At 59.8% G+C, this 20225-nt stretch carries 17 protein-coding genes and 1 tRNA gene; 10 read left to right on the forward strand and 8 right to left on the reverse strand.

Features of this window, described 5'->3' with window-relative positions; genetic code table 11:
* The first annotated feature begins 6 nt into the window (after window positions 1-6).
* The 3 genes from HWE01_RS08020 (at window position 7) to HWE01_RS08030 (ending at window position 3820) form a co-directional block, all read left to right on the forward strand.
* A complete protein-coding gene (locus HWE01_RS08020) occupies window positions 7-1131 on the forward strand; it encodes a WecB/TagA/CpsF family glycosyltransferase (protein WP_249791637.1) in 1125 nt (374 codons plus the stop codon).
* A 125-nt stretch (window positions 1132-1256) separates the two neighbouring features.
* Complete coding sequence (locus HWE01_RS08025; RefSeq protein WP_241821589.1) at window positions 1257-2378, forward strand: nucleotidyltransferase family protein; 1122 nt, start codon at window positions 1257-1259, stop codon at window positions 2376-2378.
* A gap of 14 nt (window positions 2379-2392) precedes the next feature.
* Complete coding sequence (locus HWE01_RS08030) at window positions 2393-3820, forward strand: mannose-1-phosphate guanylyltransferase/mannose-6-phosphate isomerase (protein ID WP_241821505.1); 1428 nt, start codon at window positions 2393-2395, stop codon at window positions 3818-3820.
* A gap of 74 nt (window positions 3821-3894) precedes the next feature.
* Here HWE01_RS08030 and HWE01_RS08035 read toward each other — a convergent pair whose 3' ends face one another.
* From HWE01_RS08035 to HWE01_RS08060, 6 genes are all read right to left on the reverse strand, one after another.
* On the reverse strand, window positions 3895-5265 hold the full coding sequence (locus HWE01_RS08035) for a capsular polysaccharide export protein, LipB/KpsS family (RefSeq protein WP_241821506.1): 1371 nt from the start codon (window positions 5263-5265) through the stop codon (window positions 3895-3897).
* 25 nt (window positions 5266-5290) lie between these two features.
* Window positions 5291-6721 (reverse strand): lipopolysaccharide biosynthesis protein, encoded by a 1431-nt coding sequence (locus tag HWE01_RS08040; RefSeq protein WP_241821507.1) that lies wholly within the window; start codon window positions 6719-6721, stop codon window positions 5291-5293.
* A 109-nt stretch (window positions 6722-6830) separates the two neighbouring features.
* Window positions 6831-7670, reverse strand: coding sequence for a 3-deoxy-8-phosphooctulonate synthase (gene kdsA, locus HWE01_RS08045; protein ID WP_008328078.1), 840 nt, complete (start codon window positions 7668-7670; stop codon window positions 6831-6833).
* Between the two features lie 90 nt (window positions 7671-7760).
* Entirely contained in the window at window positions 7761-8708 is a 948-nt protein-coding gene (locus HWE01_RS08050) for a KpsF/GutQ family sugar-phosphate isomerase (RefSeq protein WP_241821508.1), read from the reverse strand.
* 27 nt (window positions 8709-8735) lie between these two features.
* Window positions 8736-10016 (reverse strand): 3-deoxy-manno-octulosonate cytidylyltransferase, encoded by a 1281-nt coding sequence (gene kdsB, locus HWE01_RS08055; RefSeq protein WP_241821509.1) that lies wholly within the window; start codon window positions 10014-10016, stop codon window positions 8736-8738.
* Window positions 10017-10024: 8 nt separating this feature from the next.
* Complete coding sequence (locus tag HWE01_RS08060) at window positions 10025-10258, reverse strand: hypothetical protein (RefSeq protein ID WP_241821510.1); 234 nt, start codon at window positions 10256-10258, stop codon at window positions 10025-10027.
* A 206-nt stretch (window positions 10259-10464) separates the two neighbouring features.
* Between HWE01_RS08060 and HWE01_RS08065 the strand changes: the two genes are divergently transcribed.
* Window positions 10465-10614: a hypothetical protein gene (locus HWE01_RS08065; protein WP_241821511.1), complete on the forward strand. Its 150-nt coding sequence runs from the start codon at window positions 10465-10467 to the stop codon at window positions 10612-10614.
* Between the two features lie 139 nt (window positions 10615-10753).
* The gene (locus HWE01_RS08070) at window positions 10754-11284 is read left to right on the forward strand and encodes a serine O-acetyltransferase (protein WP_241821512.1); all 531 of its coding nucleotides are present in this window, start codon (window positions 10754-10756) and stop codon (window positions 11282-11284) included.
* Window positions 11285-11455: 171 nt separating this feature from the next.
* On the opposite strand, the gene HWE01_RS08075 is transcribed toward HWE01_RS08070, so the two are convergent.
* Together HWE01_RS08075 and HWE01_RS08080 are read right to left on the reverse strand one after the other, a co-directional pair.
* A complete protein-coding gene (locus tag HWE01_RS08075) occupies window positions 11456-12001 on the reverse strand; it encodes an FxDxF family PEP-CTERM protein (protein WP_008328086.1) in 546 nt (181 codons plus the stop codon).
* Window positions 12002-12720: 719 nt separating this feature from the next.
* A complete protein-coding gene (locus tag HWE01_RS08080) occupies window positions 12721-13875 on the reverse strand; it encodes a glycerate kinase (RefSeq protein ID WP_241821590.1) in 1155 nt (384 codons plus the stop codon).
* Between the two features lie 1141 nt (window positions 13876-15016).
* On the opposite strand from HWE01_RS08080, the gene HWE01_RS08085 reads away from it, so the two are divergent.
* From HWE01_RS08085 to HWE01_RS08105, 5 genes are all read left to right on the forward strand, one after another.
* Window positions 15017-15466: a hypothetical protein gene (locus HWE01_RS08085; RefSeq protein ID WP_241821513.1), complete on the forward strand. Its 450-nt coding sequence runs from the start codon at window positions 15017-15019 to the stop codon at window positions 15464-15466.
* Between the two features lie 130 nt (window positions 15467-15596).
* A tRNA-Pro gene (locus tag HWE01_RS08090) sits at window positions 15597-15673 on the forward strand.
* Between the two features lie 586 nt (window positions 15674-16259).
* On the forward strand, window positions 16260-17279 hold the full coding sequence (locus HWE01_RS08095; protein WP_241821514.1) for an NAD-dependent epimerase/dehydratase family protein: 1020 nt from the start codon (window positions 16260-16262) through the stop codon (window positions 17277-17279).
* A 64-nt stretch (window positions 17280-17343) separates the two neighbouring features.
* A complete protein-coding gene (locus HWE01_RS08100) occupies window positions 17344-18561 on the forward strand; it encodes a glycosyltransferase (RefSeq protein WP_241821515.1) in 1218 nt (405 codons plus the stop codon).
* Window positions 18533-20221 (forward strand): FAD-dependent oxidoreductase, encoded by a 1689-nt coding sequence (locus tag HWE01_RS08105; RefSeq protein ID WP_241821516.1) that lies wholly within the window; start codon window positions 18533-18535, stop codon window positions 20219-20221. The genes HWE01_RS08100 and HWE01_RS08105 overlap by 29 nt, the downstream gene beginning before the upstream one ends.
* The last annotated feature ends 4 nt before the right edge of the window (window positions 20222-20225 follow it).

Genomic DNA, 20225 nt, shown 5'->3' on the forward strand with positions numbered 1-20225 from the left:
ACCACGATGTCGGCAGCAATTCCTGATTTCAATCGGGATGTCTTCTGCATTCTTGGTTTGCCGTTCGATCGCGTCAGCCTGGCGGACGCCGAGCGTATTGCGCGGGCGGCCGTGGATAGTCGGCAGCGCTGCTTCCTGTCCACGCCCAATCTCAATTTTGCGATTGCCTGCCTGGAAGATCCGCAGTTCAGGCTCTCCGTGATCCAAAGTGATCTGTCCATCGCCGATGGCATGCCCTTGATCTGGATCGCTCGCGCTACAGGTTTGCCGATAACGGAACGCGTGGCGGGCTCGTCGTTGTTTCAGTCTCTGCGCGAGGCGGCATTGCCTGCAGGAACGCTTCCCATGCGAGTGTATTTCTTCGGTGGGCCGCCAGGCGTTGCACAGGCTGCCTGTGAAAAGCTCAACGCAGCTTCTTCTTCCATGATCGGCGTGGGCTACGACAGTCCCGGCTTTGGTTCGATCGAGGACATGAGCGACGCAGCCAGCATTGCGCGGATCAATGCCAGTGATGCCGATTTTCTGGTGGTCGCGCTGGGCGCCAAAAAAGGGCAGGCGTGGATCCAGCATAACCTTGCCCAACTGAAGGCCCCGCTGATCAGCCACCTCGGGGCGGTAGTCAATTTCGTAGCCGGTACCGTCTCGCGTGCACCGACTTGGGCTCAGAAGACCGGGCTCGAATGGCTCTGGAGGATCAAGGAAGAGCCCCAGCTGTGGAGGCGCTATTGGAATGATGGGTTGGGATTGCTGACCTTGCTGGCTGATCGGGTCATTCCGCTGGCTCTGGCACGGCGCAGGCAGATGCCTTCCCGCGCTCTGTTTGACACGGCAGTGGTGGCCGTCGAAGAGCAAGAAGACGATTGCATTCTGACTCTGTCCGGCGCGATCGGACAAGCCAACATTGCACGTTTGCGTGCCGCGCTGCAAACTGCCGCGCGTTCGCACAAGCCTCTGGTACTGGACTGCGCCGGGCTTGATCATGTCGACAGTGCAGCACTGGCTTTGCTCATGTTGTTGTACGGCGCCTGTCACCAGGCAAAGCGACCGTGGGCCTTGCTTGCTGTAAAGCCGGCAGTACGCCGGCAGTTCGAACTGTATTGCGCACAATACTTGCTAGAGCCGTTGGCTTGACCAGAGCACTTTTGTTTCTGGTAATGAGGTGAGGTCGATGTGCGCGCTGAGCGGACATGATGGCCAACTTCCAGCCGGCTGGTTCGATACACATTTCGTCAATAGAAGAGGCATTCATGAAAGCAATGATTCTGGCAGCGGGCAAGGGGACCCGCGTACGGCCCCTGACTTATGCGCTGCCCAAGCCGATGATTCCCATCCTGGGCAAGCCGGTGATGGAGTACCTGATCGAACACCTGGTCAAGTTCGGCATTCAGGACATCATGGTCAACGTCAGCTATCTGCACGATCGCATCGAGAATTACTTCGGCGAAGGTCAGCGCTTCGGCGCGCGCATCGGTTATTCCTTCGAAGGCTACGTGGATGATGATGGACAGGTCTTCCCCGACCCGATCGGCTCGGCCGGCGGCATGAAGAAGATCCAGGAATTCGGCGGCTTCTTCGATGAGACCACGCTGGTCATCTGCGGTGATGCCCTGATTGATCTGGACATTCATTCGGCCTTGTTCGAACATCGTCGCAAGGGCGCGCTGGTGAGCGTGATCACCAAGGAAGTGCCGATGGAGCAAATCTCCAGCTACGGCATCGTGGTCGCCGAGAAGGATGGCAAGGTCAAGTCCTTCCAGGAAAAACCCAAGCAGGAAGAAGCACTCTCCAACCTCGCCAGTACCGGCATCTACATCATGGAGCCGGCGGCACTGGAGCTGATTCCCAAGGACAAATTCTTCGACATCGGTGCCGACCTGTTCCCGTTGCTGGTGGAAAAACAATTGCCGTTCTATGCCCAGAAGCGCTTCTTCAACTGGATCGACATCGGCAATGTCACCGATTTCTGGTCGGTCCTGCAAAGCGTGCTCAAGGGCGAAGTGGCACAGATGTACGTGCCGGGCACCCAGATCCAGGAGGGCGTATGGGTGGGCCTGAATACCCGCATCGAATGGGAAGGTACCACCATCGAAGGTCCGGTCTATATCGGCGCCGGCTCCCACGTGGCAGCAGGCTCCACCATCGTTGGCCCGGCCTGGATTGGCCATGGCAGCCATATCTGCAGCGGTGCAAAGGTGATTCGCAGCGTACTATTCGAATATACTCGCGTGGCCGGTGGGACGACCTTTGAAAACAGTGTTGTCTATGGCGCCTACAGCGTCACCCATGAGGGTGAAATGAAACATACGTCCGATCAGCCGGACGAGCAATGGAACGATGCACGGGATCGCCGTCTCAAACCGCGCAGTGCGATTCAGTAAACCAGGAGTGCTTAATGTCTAGTCCCAAAATCTATCCCGTCATCCTCTCCGGTGGTTCGGGCACCCGCTTGTGGCCGCTTTCGCGTGCGGCCTATCCGAAGCAGTTTCTTCCGTTGGTCAGCGAGCAGACCATGCTGCAGGAAACCGTTGCGCGGGTGAGCACTTGGCCGGAAGTGCAGGCACCGCTGGTGGTGTGCGGCAATGAGCACCGCTTCATGATCGCCGAGCAGATGCGCGAGATCGGTGTGCGCCCGCTGGGCATCATGCTCGAACCCCAAGGGCGCAATACCGCGCCCGCCGTGGCCGCTGCTGCCTTGCACCTGCAACGACTGGATCCGGAAGCGGTGATGCTGGTGTTGCCTGCCGATCACGTCATCACCGATGTGTTGTCTTTCCATGCAGCGGTGCGTCGTGCGCTGGCCTCTGTGGAAAAAGGTGCGCTGGCCACTTTCGGTATCGAGCCGAACCAGCCCGAGACCGGCTACGGCTATATCCTGCGCGGTGCTGCCGATAGCGCCGGAAGCGGCAACTTCCTGGTCGAGCGATTCGTCGAGAAGCCGGACCTGGCCACGGCCACGGGCTTCCTGCAGCAGGGCGGTTACTACTGGAACAGCGGCATGTTCCTCTTCAAGGCGCGTGACTACCTGGACGAGCTGGAGACACACCGTCCGCTGATCGGTGCGGCGGTCAAGGAAGCCGTGGCCAAGGCCTACAACGATCTCGATTTCTGCCGTCTGGACGAGACCGCCTTTGCAGCCTCGCCGTCGGAGTCGATCGACTATGCCGTCATGGAAAACACGACCCGCGCCGTCGTCGTGCCAGCCAGCATCGGCTGGAGCGATGTGGGCTCATGGAGCGCGCTGCATGAAGTGCTGCCGTCCGATGCCGATGGCAACGTGGTACGCGGCGACGTGCACCTGAACCAGGTGAAGAACACCATGGTGCGTGCGGAGAGTCGTCTGGTCGCGGTGCTGGGTGTGGAAGATCTGGTGGTGGTGGAAACGGATGATGCCGTGCTGGTGGCTCATCGCGACAAGGTCCAGGACGTCAAGGTCTTCGTCGACAAGTTGAAGCAAGCCAAGCGAACCGAACACGTTCATCACAAACGCGTCTTCCGTCCTTGGGGCAGCTACGAGAGTGTCGACGCGGGCGAGCGCTTCCAGGTCAAGCGCATCATCGTCAAGCCGGGCGAGAAGCTGTCGCTGCAGATGCACTACCATCGGGCAGAGCACTGGGTGGTGGTCAGCGGCTCGGCCCTGGTCACGCGTGGCGAGGAGGTGACCTTGTTGAGCGAGAACGAATCGATCTATCTGCCCATCGGGGTCACCCATCGCCTGGAGAATCCGGGCAAGTTGCCGCTGCATCTGATCGAGGTACAGTCGGGCAGCTATCTCGGCGAGGATGACATCGTGCGCTTTGACGACGTCTACAAGCGCGCCTGAGACTGCGAAGTCTCCATGAAAAAAGGAAGGAGAGCTTGCAGGCTCTCCTTTTTTTTATTGCCGGGGCCGCTGTCTCAGACGTTGCCAATGCGCTGATGCGACGTTGCGTGCGCCGTGATGGCTGCCTTGCTGCTGCGGGCGTGCAATGCCAGCAGTCTTTCTGCCAGCGCCGGTCCGGCCTGGAGGCAGGCGGGATGCTTCCAGGTGCCTTTGACGAAAAGAGTCCGGTCCAGGGCATCAAGGAAATCGTCGATACGTGCGGACATCTGCTCATCCACACCTGCTGCCGCGCGCTGCACGGTTGCATCGAGCTGGTCCAGGCGCTTGACCACGAAGGCGATCTCCGGTTTGGAGTAGAACGATTCACCCAGTACCACCGTCGGCTTCTTGCGGCGAATCGCTTGCAGGCCCACCGATGAATTGATGACGAAGACCATGGTGGCGCGATCCAGCAGGAGTTCGACGTCGAACTTGCGCAGCCACAGGACATCCGGATATTTCTGGCGCAACTGGCTGTAGTCGTAGCGGCCCAGGTCTTCAGGGTGCTCCTTGACGATGATGGGGTAGTCCGGTCCGCAGGTGCGGCGGATCGCGGCATGGACGGTTTCGAAGAACTCTTCCACCGAGTGCACCAGCTTCGAATTGAGCAGCACCTGGGTATCGTCGTGCACCTGGAGCGGGATGAAGGCAAACTGCGTCGGCAGCGTAGCCTCATCGTTGGCGATGGCGGCGCGCTGGCGCTTGATCTTCCAGGTCTTGATCCGGCTGAAGCCCCGTTGCTCGGGATATTGCGCGTAGTAGGACAGGTTGGCGCGGTGCGCCAGCGCGATCGCAGCCAGTTGCGTACGGGTCAGGGGACGCAGGTGCAAGGAGGGCGCCGCCTTCTCTGCCGCCACGGCAGCTGTTTGCGATCGCGCCTGTGCCAGCACCGCGTCGAAGTCCATGGAGGCCAGTGTGGCCGAAGCGTTGACCCCGCCCAGGTCGGCCTGCAAGGTGTTGGCGAAGTAGCCGTTCTCGAGATAGACCACGGTAATGCCACGGCGACGGCACAAGACGGTGATGATCTGTCCGATATGGTCCTGCCCGTTCCAGACCACGAACAGCTCGGGCTGTTGCTCTTCAAGGAAACGATGTACATAGCGCGCCACCGTATTGACGCGACCATGCCATTCATTGAGGCTCCCGCCGTGCTTGGTCTGCATGAAGCCGACCATTTCCTTCACTTCGTCCGGGGAGAACAGGGTGCTGGCCTCCTCTTTGCTGCCATCGAGCGTTTCCAGATTGCGCGGGTAGAGCTGGTCGGTATTGCTGGCCAGCAGCTTGTGATCGTGGGGCAGGAAGTTCAGGTAGCGTACCTGATGACCATGGTGCTGCTCCAGGCAATTGCCGGTGCTGAGCATGAGCGGCACGAACATGTCGGCCAGGACGAAGATGGCGATTTTCATGATGGGCAGCCGTTCTCAATGTGTTTCATTTTTTGATGCGTTTGAAGGCCAGTCGGAAGAATTCCTTGGCCTCAGCGCGCTGGAAGAGAGCCACCGTCACCAGCCAGAATAGAAAACCGGCACCAGTCAGCATCCCAAAAAGCAGCGTACCGGTGGCCGCAATCCGGCTACGGCAGAGCATGATGAAAAGCATCATTGCCACGCCTGAAAGCAAAGACGGAAGCAGTGCTGACAGGAATTGCTTCAGTCCCACGCCGATCAGGCGGCAAGCGAAATGGAAGGTGGGAAGCGCCATGACCATCGATACTGCCAAATACCCGATGGCCAGCCCCTGCACACCGCCCTGACGTGCGCCCAGTACGTAAGCCAATACGTAAAGCGGGCTGCCCACCAGTGAAAGCCTCAGCATCCAGCCGGTCTTTCCCAGTGCCATGAAAACGGGAGCCGCAACGCTGGTGATAACCTGGAGATAGCCCACCAATCCGAGGAACAGGAGGATGTCTCCCACCAGTGACCATTTCGGTCCGAGGAAGACCGCTACGAACAGATCAGACAGACTGGCTACACCGAACATCATCGGTGCCGCAATAAAGGAAATCAGACCGAGCGAGCGCAGTGTGAGGCTGGAGAGGTAGGGCTGATCGTCCTGGCGTCGACTCATCACCGGGAACAGGGAACGTACCGCTACCCAGGAAATATTCTGTACCGGAAACAGCATCAACTTGTAGGCCAGTGAATAATTACCCAAGATGGCAGCCCCTAACATCTTGCCGACGACAAAGCTGTCCGCGTTACGAAACACGTAGGCAGCCAACTGATTCCCGGCCATCGCACCACTGAAGGAAAAAACGCTACGAACAGATGCTCTGTCAAAGATCATCTTTGGCCTCCACGGCGAATGGCGCCATAGCAGCAACGTCGTGCAGACGGCAGTCATGACTGCCTGTGCCGTCAAGCTCCATACGCCTGCGCCACGGAAAGCCATGACGAGAGCGACAGCCAGTGACAGCAGGGACGCGGCCGATTCGATGCCGGCAATCAGACGGAAGCGTGAGACTCGCTCGAGCAAGGCCTGGTGCACCATGGAACTGGCGGCGACGGGGAAGGTGATCGCCAAGACCCACAATACCTGCGTCAGTCGCGGCTCTTGGAAGGTGGCTGCCATGAACGGTGCTGCCAGCCAGAGCATCAGCATCAGTATCAGACCGCCGATCATATTGAGCCAAAAGACCGAGGAACTATCGTTCTCATGCAGTTCGGCTTTTTGAATAATGGCTGCGGCAGTACCCATGTCCCGTAGAATGAAGGCCAGGTTTGTGGCGATGCCGGCCATGGCCATCAGGCCGTATTCCGATGGAGGAATCAGGCGGGTCAACACGAACATGTTGATCAGCTGGGATCCGATCTTGACGAACTGGGTGACCGCAATCCAGCGGACATTGGATGCAGCGCTCATGCCATCTCTTGATCAATGTTCTGGGCGGAGCTGATGCACGCTTGCCGCGCATGCGCCCATTGGACGATGCGCGGCAGAGGCCGGGCAGCCTCGTTGTACAGTGCCATGCTCAATGCGTATCCAGCTCAGGCAGGCTCTTGACCAGGTCATCGACGGCCTTGACCTGTTCCAGGAACGCCTTGAGCTGCGACAGCCGCAATGCACTCGGACCATCGCACAAGGCCTTGGTCGGATCCGGGTGCGCCTCCAGGAACAGACCGGCCAGACCCAGTGCCATGCCGGCACGGGCCAGTTCGGTCACCTGGCCGCGACGGCCACCCGATGCGGCGGCACCGGATTCGCGCTGTTGCAGCGCGTGCGTCACATCAAAGATCACCGGCTTGTTGCCGCTGACCTGCTTCATCACGCCAAAGCCCAGCATGTCCACCACCAGGTTGTCATAGCCGAACTGCGCGCCACGGTCACACAGCATCACATTGGTGTTGCCGCCTTCTTCGAATTTCTCGACGATGTTCTTCATCTGCGGCGGGCTGACGAATTGCGGCTTCTTGATGTTGATGACCTTGCCGGTCTTGGCCAGTGCGATCACCAGGTCGGTCTGGCGCGCCAGGAAGGCGGGCAGCTGCAGCACGTCGCAGACGCTGGCCACTTCGGCGGCCTGGTAGGGCTCGTGCACGTCGGTCAGCACCGGCACGCCGTGGGCTTTCTTGACGGCTTCAAAGATCTTCAGGCCGGCTTCCAGACCGGGACCCCGGTAGCTCTTGATGGAAGAACGGTTGGCCTTGTCGAAGGACGCCTTGAAGACATAGGGAATGCCCAGTTCCTTGGTGATGCGCACGTATTCACCGCAGACATCCACGGCGAATTGTTCGGATTCCAGGACGTTGATGCCGCCGAAAAGGACGAAGGGCAGTTCGTTGCCAACCTGAATCTCATTGATCTTGATCATGTTCCGTTTCCTCATGCAGGAGGTTATTTTCAAATTCCGGCGCCTGTGCATCGGCGCCCGGAGGGGAGAATACGTGGTTTTGCGCCGCAATCACAGCCGCTTGGCATCCAGCAGCTTGAGTACGCCCACCACATGCTGCTGTTCGTTCAGCGCGACCAGGGCGGTGATGTTCAATTCCAGCATCTTGGCTTCGGCATCGACGAACATCTCGTTTTCCGACACGGTCTTGGGCGAGCTGTTCATCAGGTCGGCAGCCGTGATGTGATAGATATCCTTGCGCGCGGCCAGGGCACGGCGCAAATCGCCGTCGGTGATCACGCCGCACAGCGTCTGGCGGTTGCCGTCGGCGCTCACCAGCGCCATGCCCAGGCCGCCTTCGGTCATCTGGCTGATCACGTCGACGATGGCGGTATCGCGCATGACCCACGGCAACTGGGTGTGCATCACATCCTTGACGCGGGTGAGCAGGCGCTTGCCCAGGCTGCCACCGGGATGGAAACGGGCGAAGTCGTTGGGCTTGAAATCGCGCTTTTCGATCAGCGCCACGGCCAGGGCATCGCCCATCACCAGCGTGGCGGTGGTGGAAGTGGTGGGCGCCAGGTTGTTGGGGCAGGCTTCGCGCGGCACCGAGACATCCAGCACCACGTCGGCGTTCTTGCCCAGCGTGGAAGCGCGCTTGCCGACGATGGCGATGATGCGCAGTCCGAAATGCTTCAGGGAGGGGATCAGGCGGATGACCTCTTCGGTCTCGCCGCTGTAGGAGATCAGGATGGCCGTATCGGCCTCGGTGAACATGCCCAGGTCGCCGTGATAGGCCTCGCCCGGATGCACGAAGAAGGAGGACGTCCCCGTGGAGGCGAGGGTGGCCGCGATCTTGCTGCCGATGATGCCGGACTTGCCCATGCCGGAGACGATCACGCGCCCCCGGGTGTGGTACATCAAGTCGACGGCCTGCTCGAATTCATTGGCCAGGCGTTCGGCGATCATGTTCAAGGCTTGCGCCTGTTCGTGGAAGACCCGGATTCCGGTTGTTCTCATGCTGTGCTCACTTTGTTGTAGGGCTGTTCACTGCGTCATGCGGCTCATGGCCTGGGCATAACCAGCGACGCTGTCATAGATGGCAGAACGGTTCTGCGCGTTCAATACGCTGTCGGAAAATTCACGGAAGGCACCGTGGCCGCCGGCCTTGGCCAGCACCACGCGAGCGTGACGTTTGACGTAATCCGGTGCGTCACCCACGGCCACCGGCCAGCCGCAGGCGGCAAAGCCGGGCAGGTCGATGCTGTCGTCGCCGATCATGGCGGTGGCGTGCGGGCCGACCTGATAGTGCTCCATGATGGCCCGGCAAGCTGCTGCCTTGTCCTTGGCACCCAGGTGGAACACGGTAATGCCCAGGTCCGCCAGACGGCGGCGCAGGGTCGCCGAGTCGCGCCCGGAAATGACGGCGACGTTGACACCGGCTTCCTGCAGCATCTTGATGCCCATGCCATCGCGCACATGGAAACGCTTCAGGCACTCGCCGCTGTCGTCGTACCAGATGCCGCCATCGGTAAGCACGCCATCGATATCGGTGATGACCAGCCTGACATCGGCCAGGCTGCCGGCCTCGAGCGCCGGATCGGGCTGCCCGGACATGAGCGCGCGCACCCGCTCCAGGCAAGCCGGGGTATCGACGCCGGGAGCAGCGTGATCGACTTCGATCACCCGGATCTGCCAGCCGGCATCCATGATGCGCAGCTGTTCCAGCATCTCGGCACCTTCCAGTTCGCTCGGCGGCAGGCCGGCGAAGGCGGCCAGCAGTTCGGCGCGATAGGCGTAGACGCCAATGTGCTTGAAATAGCGCGTCCTGCCGGTGGACTCGCGTTCGAACGGGATACGGGCACGGCTGAAATACAGGGCGTCGCCGGCGCGATTGCGCACCACCTTGACGGTATTGGGGTTCTCGGCCTCGCTTGCACTGATCGGGTGGCACAGCGTGCCAGCTTGTACCTGTGGTGCTGTCAGCATGGCCTGGAGCAGGCTGCGCAGGTGGGCCGGATTGACCAGCGGCTCGTCGCCCTGGACGTTCAGATAAAGGTCTGCCGGATGATGCTGCATGACCTCGCGCAGACGGTCGGTGCCCGAAGGGTGATCGGGCGAGGTCAGCAGGGCCTTGCCACCAAAGGAGCTCACGGCCGCCACAATACGCTCATCATCGGTGGCCACCACCACATCGGCCAGTTCATCGATGCTTTTGACGCGCTCGTAGACGTGCTGGATCATGGGTTTGCCCAGGATGTCGGCCAGCGGTTTGCCCGGCAGGCGGCTGGAACCGAATCGGGCGGGAATGACGGCGATACAGCGCATGGCGGGGCTCACGCGCAGATACCGCAATGCGCAGAGGCAATGCGGCCTGCCTGGGCAGCATCAAGCGCGCGACAAGGGGCAAGAAGACCAAGAGGAAGAAGAGGGCGAACCAGCGCGGCGATGAAGGCAATGCAGGTGATGCTCAGGAAGAGGGATGTCTCGGGCCAGTTCGATACCGTGGTCATGGAAGCGCTTTCAGATGAGAGGGAATGCTTTGCAGAAGCACCGGTCGCCGTCTTCATCGGGATTGCCGATGATGCCGCCCGGCCACCCGGATTCGATTGTTCAGGTCTCAGCCGCCTTCGCAACGACGCTCAAAGAACCCATGGGCCAAGCTCCCTGCATCGTTCTTCTGGTCCGGCGTGACGGCATTTGCTCTTATCATGAATCGAAGTCGGAGCCGCTTCCTCAGCGTGCCATCCCTGGGGTGCCACAGTGAGGAATTGTGATGCTTCGTGAAGCCAGCTGCACGGATCAGAAGCTGAACGAAAAGTTCCGTGACGATTTTCCGATCGGAAATTTTTCGCCGCAATTACTCGCAGTTGCTGGCTTGTTCGGCAAATTTATCATATTGTTGCGCTGCACAGTCGTCTTTTGACGCAAAAAACCGTTGTGAAGCGCTGCGAAGTTTTTGTTGTCTGTATGTGAAGTTTTTGACCTTCATGATGACAAGACGACAAGATCGCGACTGATGCAGATAAAAGCTTGATCAATGACCGATTTTGAAAGGAACATGGATGTCGCAGGATCCTGACTGGAGGGCTGATCTGGAGCGCTACAACCTGCGCCGCCCGTTCTTGAAAGAACAATCGATCTGGGCCATCTGGGTCTATCGCTGGGGGCGGCGCATCGAGGCCCGACCGGCCGGATGGGTGCGCAAGTTGCACAATGCGTTCTATTGGCCGGTATTTCGCCTCACTGAAACCGCATTCGGCATCAGCCTGCCGCGGGGGGCCAGGATTGGCCCCGGACTGCGGATCTGGCACTTCGGCAATATCTTCGTCAATGAACAGGCGGTCATCGGTGCACGTTGCACGCTGCGGCAGGGGGTGACCATCGGCAATCGCCATGCGGACGGGCCGTCGCCGGTCATTGGCGATGATGTCGAACTGGGGGCCTATGCCCAGGTGCTCGGGGGGATTCATCTCGGAGATGGTTGCAAGATCGGGGCAATGTCGGTGGTATTGCACGACGTTCCCGCCGGAGCCACGGCAGTGGGGGCACCCGCCAGGATCGTGGCAATGCCGTCGGCGGATTCGCCGGCATAAGCGGTTTTTGGAATAAAGCTTCACCTGTCCGCAAGGGGGGGCAATTGTGCAGGGGCAGTGGCTGCACATCCGTTAGCGCTACGCTGCCGGTCCCGCCTCGATATCGCAGACGTAAAAAAGCCCGAGCACTTTGTGCCCGGGCTTTTTTATTCATATCGGCCGAATGGCGGCTCAGGCGGCAGTCATGCCCATGGGCATCGACAGCTTCTGTTCGCCACGGCGACGACGCCACGCCATCATGCCCACGAAGACCAGGCCGCCCAGCATCATGGCGGTGGTGGAGACTTCGGGGACCGACGAGGTCAGGGTCAGGTTGCCGCCGTAGGTGCCCTTGCCGGTGATGTTGAGCGAGTAGTTGCCGGCGCTCAGGCGCGAGGCGTCCACGCTGAAGGTGATGATGGTGTTCTTGCCCGCCGTGGAGCTCGACGACACGCCCGTGGCGATGGTCGCGTTGGTGGTGGTATTGACCAGGTTATAGCTGGTCAGGCCGCCGCCATTGGTGGAAACGAAGGTCGCCGTCACCGCCGACGAGATGTCGGTCAGGCTGGAGATGGTGAAGGTGTAGCTATCGGTAAAAGACTGGTTGGCCAGGTACTTGGGCGAGCTGATGGACGCGGTGCCACCGGTGGTGTCCAGTACGAAGGAGGTAGCGTGGGCCGCAGTGCCGGCCATCGACAGTGCCAGGGCAACTGCGGAAGTGGCGAGAAGTTTTTTCATGGGATCAATCCTTAAGTTTGTAACTATGTGTAATGAGGATTGCGCGTGGCGCTCTCCATTCAAAAGCAGATCAACTCACTTTGCTGCCGGATTGCCCTCGGACACTTGCGTCGTGGCCAATCTTTTTGTTGTCTGAAATCAACCGATTCCCGACAAATTCTGACGGATGTTACAAAAAATGTGCTGATGTCGGAACTATAACATTCTGACCCCAGCTGAGCAATGAAATTTGGGCTGAAAATTCACTTTTCCTGATTTTTTTCATCGGCCGGAAACCCGCTCCAGTAAAGGATTTCAATAATTTCTGCCGGGCACTAGTGCAGAATTGTGCACTGCGGAAACTAAGAAATCCGTGTGGCAATTATTTTGTTCTATTGACAACGATTTTAGCAGATTTAGTTAATTAAATAACATCTAAAATTGCATTTTAAATAATGTCTAAATGAAAACTAAATAGAGACGATCTTTACCAGTGTCGGGATTGCCAGAATGACATTCAAATTGCATTGAGAGAGGCGGGGTGTTGTTTTATTGATAAAGCATCCGTACGTCGATTTCTCCGCTGGCATTCAGCGCAGAAGAGCGGGCTTGGATCGTCGGGCCGGAAGATGCGAACGCATTCCCGATGGAGGCAGGGAGCGTTGAGGTGAGGAGGGGGAGGTGGGCGGTACCAGGGCAGACTGGTCGGTCTGCCCTGGTACCGCCAGAGCGGCTCAAGCTTATTGGTCGGCGCTGGCGTACCACAGGCGCGCCAGTTGTTCGCCGCTGTCCTTGAGCAGGTCAGGCGCCTGTGCAATGGCCTCTTGCAGGCTCATGGGACCGAAGGCAATCGAAAAGCAGCCGGAGAAGCTGGTCTGCAGTTTTTCCAGTGACTTGCGGTCGATCCCGCCGGAGAGCAGAGTCGTTGGAACTCCGGCGCGGCGCGCCCGCTGGCTGGCAATGAAGGGGGCCTTGCCGTGCAGGGTTTGGGCGTCGCTGCGGCCTTCGCCGGTAATGAGCCAGTCTGCACCGGCCAGGGCCTGATCCAGTCCGATGTGGTCGGCCACGGTCTCTGCCCCTGAGCGGAATTGCGCGCCCAGCATCAGCAAGGCGTAGCCCAGGCCGCCTGCAGCCCCGGCACCCGGCCGGGTGGCCGCCTGGTGGCCCAGTGCAGCCTCCAGCACGCGGGCGAAATGGGCGAGGGCGCGGTCGATCACGGGCACCTGTTCCGGCTGTACGCCTTTTTGCGGACCAAACACGGCGGTCGCACCTTCTTCACCGCAGAGGGGATTGTCGACATCCGACATGGCCACGAATTGCGCCTGCTTCACCCGCGGATCCAGCAAGGAAGCATCTACCCGGGCAATGCGCTGCAGCTGTGCCGGAACCGGAGGCACAGGCTCGCCGGCAGCATCCAGGAATTTCACGCCGAGCGCTGCCAGCAAGCCGGCGCCACCATCATTGGTGCTGCTCCCGCCCAGGGCCACCAGGAAATGACGGGCACCGCGATCGAGCAGGCTGAGGATGGCATCCCCCACCCCCAGGGTGGTGCGCTCATCGACGGGCAGCGCGGTGCCGGCCGCATCGGTCAAGCCGACGATGGCCGCCGATTCCACGACTGCACTGCCATTGTTGAGGATGCCTACTGGTGCCGTGAAGGGTTCTCCCGCCGCGTTGCGGCAGGCTACGGTCAGGCGCTCGCCGCCGGCGTGCATGAGTGCATCCAGCGTGCCTTCGCCGCCATCGGCAATCGGGCATAGCCGGACCTCGGCATCAGGGATGGCGCGCTTGATGCCCGCGCCGATGGCGGCGGCCACCTCTTGAGCCGAGAGTGAACCTTTGAACGAATCGGGAGCGATGACAACAACGGGGGCGCGGTGGGAGGAGGCTGGCATGGTCATGTTGAGCGGCTTGTTCTGAAGCGCGGCACCGTGCAGGGCAAGGCGCGCGGAGGTCTCGTTTTATGATGGCGCCGCACTGGCGTGCGGCATGGCTTGTTGCTGCGCCATTATATAAGTTGCGTGATCCTGCATTATGGTTGCGCGGGTATAGGCAGTAAAAACACCTGGTGAAGATCCATTTGCCTGCCGACATGTTCATATACCGACAGGTAGAGCGCGTAACAAAGGGTAAGCGTGATGGCTGCGCCGGGGCCGCTGGGCGATAGTGTCACGTTGGCGCTGCAGCGCCTGAGGAGCCATTCATATGAAGCATCTTGCGCGTCTTGCGCTCTTGTCGTGTGCATTGCCGACGGTTCTGCTGCTCGGTGGTTGCGTGGCAGTCCCTGCAAGCCCGTACAGCGGTGCGGCGGTTTATCCGGCGCAGCCGGTCTATTCTCCTTATTACGGCTATCCCACTTATCCTGCCAACCCGGCTTACAGTTATCCCTCTTCGTCCTTCTATTTTGGTTACAGCAGTGGTTGGGGTGGTCACCGACGCTGGCGTTAGGGAGGGCGAGGTGCTTGTTCACAATGTTGTCCGGTTCCCATGACAAAACCGGCTAAAATGGCGCCTTTGCCGATGGGCATGCAGGACAGGGCAATAGCGGGACGAGGCGCATGGGGCGCTCGTATCCGAGCTCTGCGGCACTGATTGTAGGCCGTTGCGCCGCAGCCGTCTTCACACCGTATGAGTTTTTCCGTTTCGTCGACCCGAACAGAGGTGATTTCCCGATCGCGGCGCCGCACTGCGCTGGGCATTGCCTCGTCGGTGCTGGTCCACGCAGCACTGTTCATGTTCGTGCGCGCCAAGCTGAATGAAGCGCCCCCGAGATTTGATGCGCCCGGCCGACCGGATGCGCCATTGCAGGTCACGTTCGTCAGGCCTGCGGCTCCGGTGGTCCAGCCTGAGCCTCCCAAGCCTGTGCCGGAGCCGAAAAAGCCCGAGCCGGTCCACAAGAAGCCGGTTTCCAGGGCGGCTCCGCGCCACAGCGCGCCAGCGGTGCGCCATTCTGTGCCGCAGCGTACGCCGCTGCCGGTGACGCAGGCGCCCAGCAGTCAAGCCGCGGCGGCGCCTGCAGCGCCGGCGGAAGACTTCATGACGTCGATCAACCGCAATCGTCAGAAGCGCGAGGAGGCCGAGCAGGCCGCTGCCCAGGAAAATGCAGCCGCGCGGGCGGCGGAAAACCCGTCTGCCAACGATATTGCACGTGCCAACATCGCCTTCCAGGATCGGCGTGGTCGCGGCACCAATGGCGTTTTCCAGATCATCAGCATGGGCCCGCGCGTGGCGCAATACAGCTTCCGTGGCTGGACGACCGACCAGCGGCGCAGCCAGAACCAGTTGATCGAGGTGGACGCCGGTTTTGGCGGCAACGTGCAGCTGGCGGTGGTCAACAGCATGATCGCGTTGATCCGTCGGTACTATCAGGGTGATTTCAATTTCGATTCACAGAAGCTGGGGCGGGTGGTGACCTTGTCGGCCAGACTGGAAGATACCAAGGGATTGCAGAATTTCCTGCTCAATGAATTCTTTGGCGAGCGGTGAGTATTTGAGTCTTGTGGAAGGGGAGAGCGTGCGGACAGATGCGCGCGAGTCCTCCCGATAAATGATTAAAAATGTTTTCCAGAAACAGTTGATTTAATAACACAGGCGCTCTATAATCTTTGTCTTCAGTCGGGGCGTAGCGCAGCCTGGTAGCGTACTTGCATGGGGTGCAAGGGGTCGTGTGTTCGAATCACACCGTCCCGACCAACAGAATCAAGCACTTGCAGCGAAAGCTGTACAGATAGACAGCACTGAATATTAGGGTTCTCTAATATTCAGTGCTGTTTTGCTTTGTGGCCCAGGGAAGCGGGAGGTCGATCTCCGCGGTCGGGGCAATCACTTCCTTGATATAGATTTGGATATCTGCGGCGACGTGTGCGTCAGCTGGATCCGGGTCTGTCCCATCGGCAGCTTCTTTCGAGCTGCATCAGTAGCGCCAAGTGCGCGCAAATCCCTTCCCAGGTTTCCTTTTGTGAACGATGCCGGACGTGCCGAGCGCTTCTTGTTCTGTATTGCTCGCGGATTGTCGCCCGTGTAATATTGTCAACTCTAAATGATGCAATGCAAAAACCGCCGTCTACGGACTTTGTCGCGGTTTGCCGGTGATTTATCTGGTCGCTATGTTGCAATAAGAGTTGACCCACCATGCGCACGGCACCAAACCAAGTTGTCTGCTAATTGACGGACATGAAAATATGCTTCGACATTGGATGTAGCTCCGCGCCAAGGATAGTGGACCTTTATCTGCCAGCACTCTATTCATTCGACTTTTAACAGGACTGCGGGAGCCCATTTGAAAGTACTTGTCCTAGGAGCAACCGGATTCATCGGACAGCGGCTGGTATCGCATCTACGTGATGTCGGGTGGGCTACACCGCTCCTGGCGGGCCGTCGTCCGCCGGCTACTCTCACTGGTGGGCTCGAATTCCGTCAGGTCGATACGCTTGATGTGGGTAGTCTGCGACGCGCACTGGCGGACGTGGACGCAGTGGTCAACTGTGTGGCAGGTGAGGGTGATGCGATTGGCCTTGGCGCCAAGTTGCTGGTGGAAGCTGCGATGCACACCTCTCATCCTCGTATCGTCCATATGAGCTCCATGGCTGTCTACGGACGCCAAGAGGGGTATTTGGCCGAGGATAGCCCGCTTGACCCGGGGGGCAGCTGGTATTCCCAGGCCAAATGCGAGGCCGAGCGCCATATGACCGCCTACGCAGCAGCCGGGCAGCGGCTGGTCATGCTGCGTCCGGGCTGTGTGCACGGTCCTGGCAGCGACATGTGGGTTGCGCAGATTGCTCGTCTTCTGGCCGCCGGCAGGCTGGGCGATCTGGGGCCATTGGGTGCTGGCTGGTCCAATCTGGTCCATGTCGACGATGTCTGTGCCGCAGTCCTGCTGGCCTTGCATCATGAGCCGGAGACCGGGGGGCAGACCGGTGCCATCGCCCCGGCGATCTTCAACCTGGCCGGCCAAGACAGTCCTCGCTGGAACCGTTACTTCGTGGATCTGGCGCAGGCCATCGGTGCCGGGCCAGCACAAACAATTTCTTCCGCCCGCCTGCAACTCGATGCCAGGCTGGGTACGCTGATGATCCGCGTATTGCAACGCATCTCTGGTAAGTCCGGATGGTTCGGCAAGGAGTTGCCGGTGGCGATGTCGCCCTCCTTCCTGCGCTTGTGGCAACAGGATTTGCGTCTGGATGGGCAACGCGCGCACAGCGTCCTGAAGTTCGTCGCTCGCCCCTATGAACAAGGCCTGGCGGAGTCTGCGCAATGGGCCCTGACGCAAGGTATTGGAACTGCAGCGGCGGTTCGATGATCCATCCATGCAATCCTCCACTGTGCCTCCTGAAGCCCCTCAACTCTGCCTGTCAAAAACCAAAATGAGAATTGCCTATCTGACCAGCGTCTACGCGCGAGCCAGCGATACCTTCATCCGCAATGAAGTTCTGGAGTTGCGCCGCCGTGGTCATGAGGTGCAGACCTTTTCGATACGCCGTGAGGCCGGTGATGCTGCCGTCAGCGCCGACGTCAAGAGCGAACAGGCCAGTACGGATTACATCCTGGAAAATGGCCTGCCCCGTCTGCTGGGCGTGACACTGCTTACCATCCTGCGCTCACCCGGGCGCGTGCTGGAAGTGCTCAAGCTGGCTCACCGCACACGCGCGGGCGGACTGCGCCCGGCGTTGCTGCATGTGCTATATCTGATCGAGGCCTGCTACCTGGCGCGCCGTCTGACCGAGCAGAAGATACAGATCCTGCATAACCACATCGCTGAGAATTCGGCCACCGTGGCCATGTATGCTTCCATGCTCAGCGGGATTCCATACAGCATGACTGTCCATGGCCCTGGCATCTTTTTCCATCCCGTAGCCTGGGCTCTGGGCGAGAAGGTGCAGCGTTCGGCTTTTACCGCCACCATCACCCACTTCTGCAAGAGCCAGTGCATGTTGTTTTCCGACGTCCAGGCATGGTCGCGCCTGAATGTGGTGCGTTGTGGCGTTGGTCCTGCCTTCGAGGATGCCCCGGCCTTACCCATTCCTGCAGTGCCGCGCCTGGTGTTTGTCGGACGGCTGTGTGCAGAAAAGGGCGTCCCCCTCCTGATCGAGGCGGTCGCCCGTCATGTCAGCGCCGGCAAGCCCTGCGAGCTAGTTCTTGTAGGTGATGGCCCGCTGAGACCCTTCATCGAGAAAGCCATGGTCAGTGGTCCGCTGGCCAAGGTGATCCGCATCCTTGGCTGGAAGAGCAGCGCTGAAGTGCGCGCGGAGATCGAGTGTAGCCGGGCATTGGTACTGCCCAGTTTCGCCGAAGGTTTGCCGGTGGTGGTGATGGAAGCGCTGGCCTTGTCGCGCCCGGTCATCAGCACGCGTATTGCGGGCATTGCTGAACTGGTCGAGCACGACGTGAACGGTTGGGTGGTCTCGCCGGGCTCGGTCGATGAACTGGTTGCGGCCATCGATCAGGCGACGTCGGCCAGCGTCGAGCGCTTGCAGGAGATGGGGCTGCATGGTGCAAAGGCGGTCCGTCAGAAACACCATCTGGGTACTGAAGTCAGCAAGCTGGAACAGCTGTTTGCTGCGCACGGCCTGCGGCAAAGTTGAACAGGGGAGATTCAGCTTGATTCGATATCTCTCCGATTGCGAGGCTGCGAGCCTCCAGGACTATCCCGTCTGCGTGGTGGGTAGCGGCCCCGGCGGCCTTAGCCTGGCCGTCGCACTGGCACGGCAGGGCCAGCGCGTCCTGCTGGTCGATGGTGGCGACTGGCGCGACGACCAGATCGACGACGACGCCTATCAAGGTGCCGCGTCGGCGCCGCATCCTGGGACGACAGAATATCGTCGGCAGCGCTTTGGCGGTACCACGCATCTGTGGGGTGGTCGCTGCGTACCGCTTGATCCGGCCGATTTTGCCGCCCGCAGTCATGTGCCGTTGAGTGGCTGGCCGATCTCCTACGAGGAATATGCGCGCTACTTGCCCGAAGCCATGCAGTATTGTGATGCAGGCAATGCAGACTTTACCCCGGCCAGTCTGGCCGGCGGCAACGCACCGATGTTCTCGGAATTGCCGCAATTGAGCCAGGCACTGACCGAGTACATCGAACGCTACAGCCTGCCTACCGATTTTGCGGCGAAGTTCTCCGAGGAGCTGAAAGCCTCGGGCCTCGTGAATGTTGTTCTGCGCGCTCGTTGTACGCGTCTGCTGGCCAATACCGATGGCTCGCGCATCGATGCTGTCGTGCTGCATGATGGTCAGCAGGAGGTGCAGGTGCGAGCCAGCCAGATTGTACTGGCCGGAGGTGCGATCGAGGCTACGCGCCTGCTGCTGTGTACGCGCGAGCAGGTTCCGGCATGGCAGCGTTTTGATGGCAGTCTGGGGCGGTATTACGCTTGCCACTTTGACTTGATCTTCGGGGAGATGCGGCTCAAGGGCGAGAAGCCTCGTTTCCGTTTCCAGAAGACGCAGGATGGCGTCTATGCGCGCCGCAAGCTCCAGTTCACGCCGCAATGGCAAAACCAGCTGGGTCTGCTCAATTCGACCTTGCGACTGCATTTTCCGTCTTACGCCGATCCGGGGCATGGCAGTGGCGTGCTGTCGGCAATCTACCTTGCCAAGTCCATCCTGCCTTCCGAGCATCAGGACATCCTCAATCATGGCAACCAGAATGCGGTTGCCCATCCCCGTCGTCTTGCCCATGTGCGCAACGTGATGCTCGATGCCGGATCCGTGTTCGGGTTCGCTTACGACATGGTGTTCAAGCGCAAGCTGGCCAAACGCAAGCTGCCCTATACGCTCATCCCCAACCGCAACGGTACGTATCCTCTGGAGTTCAACAGCGAGCAGGTGAGTGATGCTGCCAATCGCATCAGTTTGCTCGATACCACTGACCGCTATGGCATGCGTCGGGTGGACGTGCAATGGCGCCTGACATCACAAGATATCGACTCGGGTGTTCAGTCATTCATGAGCATGCAGTCGTTGCTGGCCGGGACCCGGCATTGTCGACTGGATTTCGATCCGGGTGAGCTTAAGGAGCAGGTTACGCGTGCCCTGCCGGTGGGTGGACATCATATCGGCAGTACGCGCATGGGGCGCTTTGTGGAGGACAGCGTTGTTGATACCGATTGCCGCGTGCATGGCGTGAGTAACCTGCTGGTGTTGAGCTCCTCAGTTTTCCCGACCAACGGTCATGCAAATCCGACGTTGAGCATCGTCGCTTTGGCGTTGCGGATGGCTGACCATCTACAAACAGTATTAAGGTGATTTC

This window comes from Herbaspirillum sp. C7C8 (genome assembly GCF_022627875.1).
GTDB lineage: Bacteria > Pseudomonadota > Gammaproteobacteria > Burkholderiales > Burkholderiaceae_D > Herbaspirillum.

Excerpts from the sequence above, each read along its gene's own strand:
- HWE01_RS08100 (WP_241821515.1), top strand. The coding sequence starts at position 17,344 with ATGAGAATTGCCTATCTGACCAGCGTCTACGCGCGAGCCAGCGATACC.
- HWE01_RS08035 (WP_241821506.1), bottom strand. The coding sequence starts at position 5,265 with ATGAAAATCGCCATCTTCGTCCTGGCCGACATGTTCGTGCCGCTCATG.
- HWE01_RS08050 (WP_241821508.1), bottom strand. The coding sequence starts at position 8,708 with ATGAGAACAACCGGAATCCGGGTCTTCCACGAACAGGCGCAAGCCTTG.
- HWE01_RS08075 (WP_008328086.1), bottom strand. The coding sequence starts at position 12,001 with ATGAAAAAACTTCTCGCCACTTCCGCAGTTGCCCTGGCACTGTCGATG.
- HWE01_RS08060 (WP_241821510.1), bottom strand. The coding sequence starts at position 10,258 with ATGAAGACGGCGACCGGTGCTTCTGCAAAGCATTCCCTCTCATCTGAA.
- HWE01_RS08040 (WP_241821507.1), bottom strand. The coding sequence starts at position 6,721 with ATGAGCGCTGCATCCAATGTCCGCTGGATTGCGGTCACCCAGTTCGTC.
- HWE01_RS08025 (WP_241821589.1), top strand. The coding sequence starts at position 1,257 with ATGATTCTGGCAGCGGGCAAGGGGACCCGCGTACGGCCCCTGACTTAT.
- kdsA (WP_008328078.1), bottom strand. The coding sequence starts at position 7,670 with ATGATCAAGATCAATGAGATTCAGGTTGGCAACGAACTGCCCTTCGTC.
- HWE01_RS08080 (WP_241821590.1), bottom strand. The coding sequence starts at position 13,875 with ATGCCAGCCTCCTCCCACCGCGCCCCCGTTGTTGTCATCGCTCCCGAT.
- HWE01_RS08020 (WP_249791637.1), top strand. The coding sequence starts at position 7 with ATGTCGGCAGCAATTCCTGATTTCAATCGGGATGTCTTCTGCATTCTT.
- HWE01_RS08030 (WP_241821505.1), top strand. The coding sequence starts at position 2,393 with ATGTCTAGTCCCAAAATCTATCCCGTCATCCTCTCCGGTGGTTCGGGC.
- kdsB (WP_241821509.1), bottom strand. The coding sequence starts at position 10,016 with ATGCGCTGTATCGCCGTCATTCCCGCCCGATTCGGTTCCAGCCGCCTG.
- HWE01_RS08085 (WP_241821513.1), top strand. The coding sequence starts at position 15,017 with ATGACGTCGATCAACCGCAATCGTCAGAAGCGCGAGGAGGCCGAGCAG.
- HWE01_RS08065 (WP_241821511.1), top strand. The coding sequence starts at position 10,465 with ATGCTTCGTGAAGCCAGCTGCACGGATCAGAAGCTGAACGAAAAGTTC.
- HWE01_RS08070 (WP_241821512.1), top strand. The coding sequence starts at position 10,754 with ATGTCGCAGGATCCTGACTGGAGGGCTGATCTGGAGCGCTACAACCTG.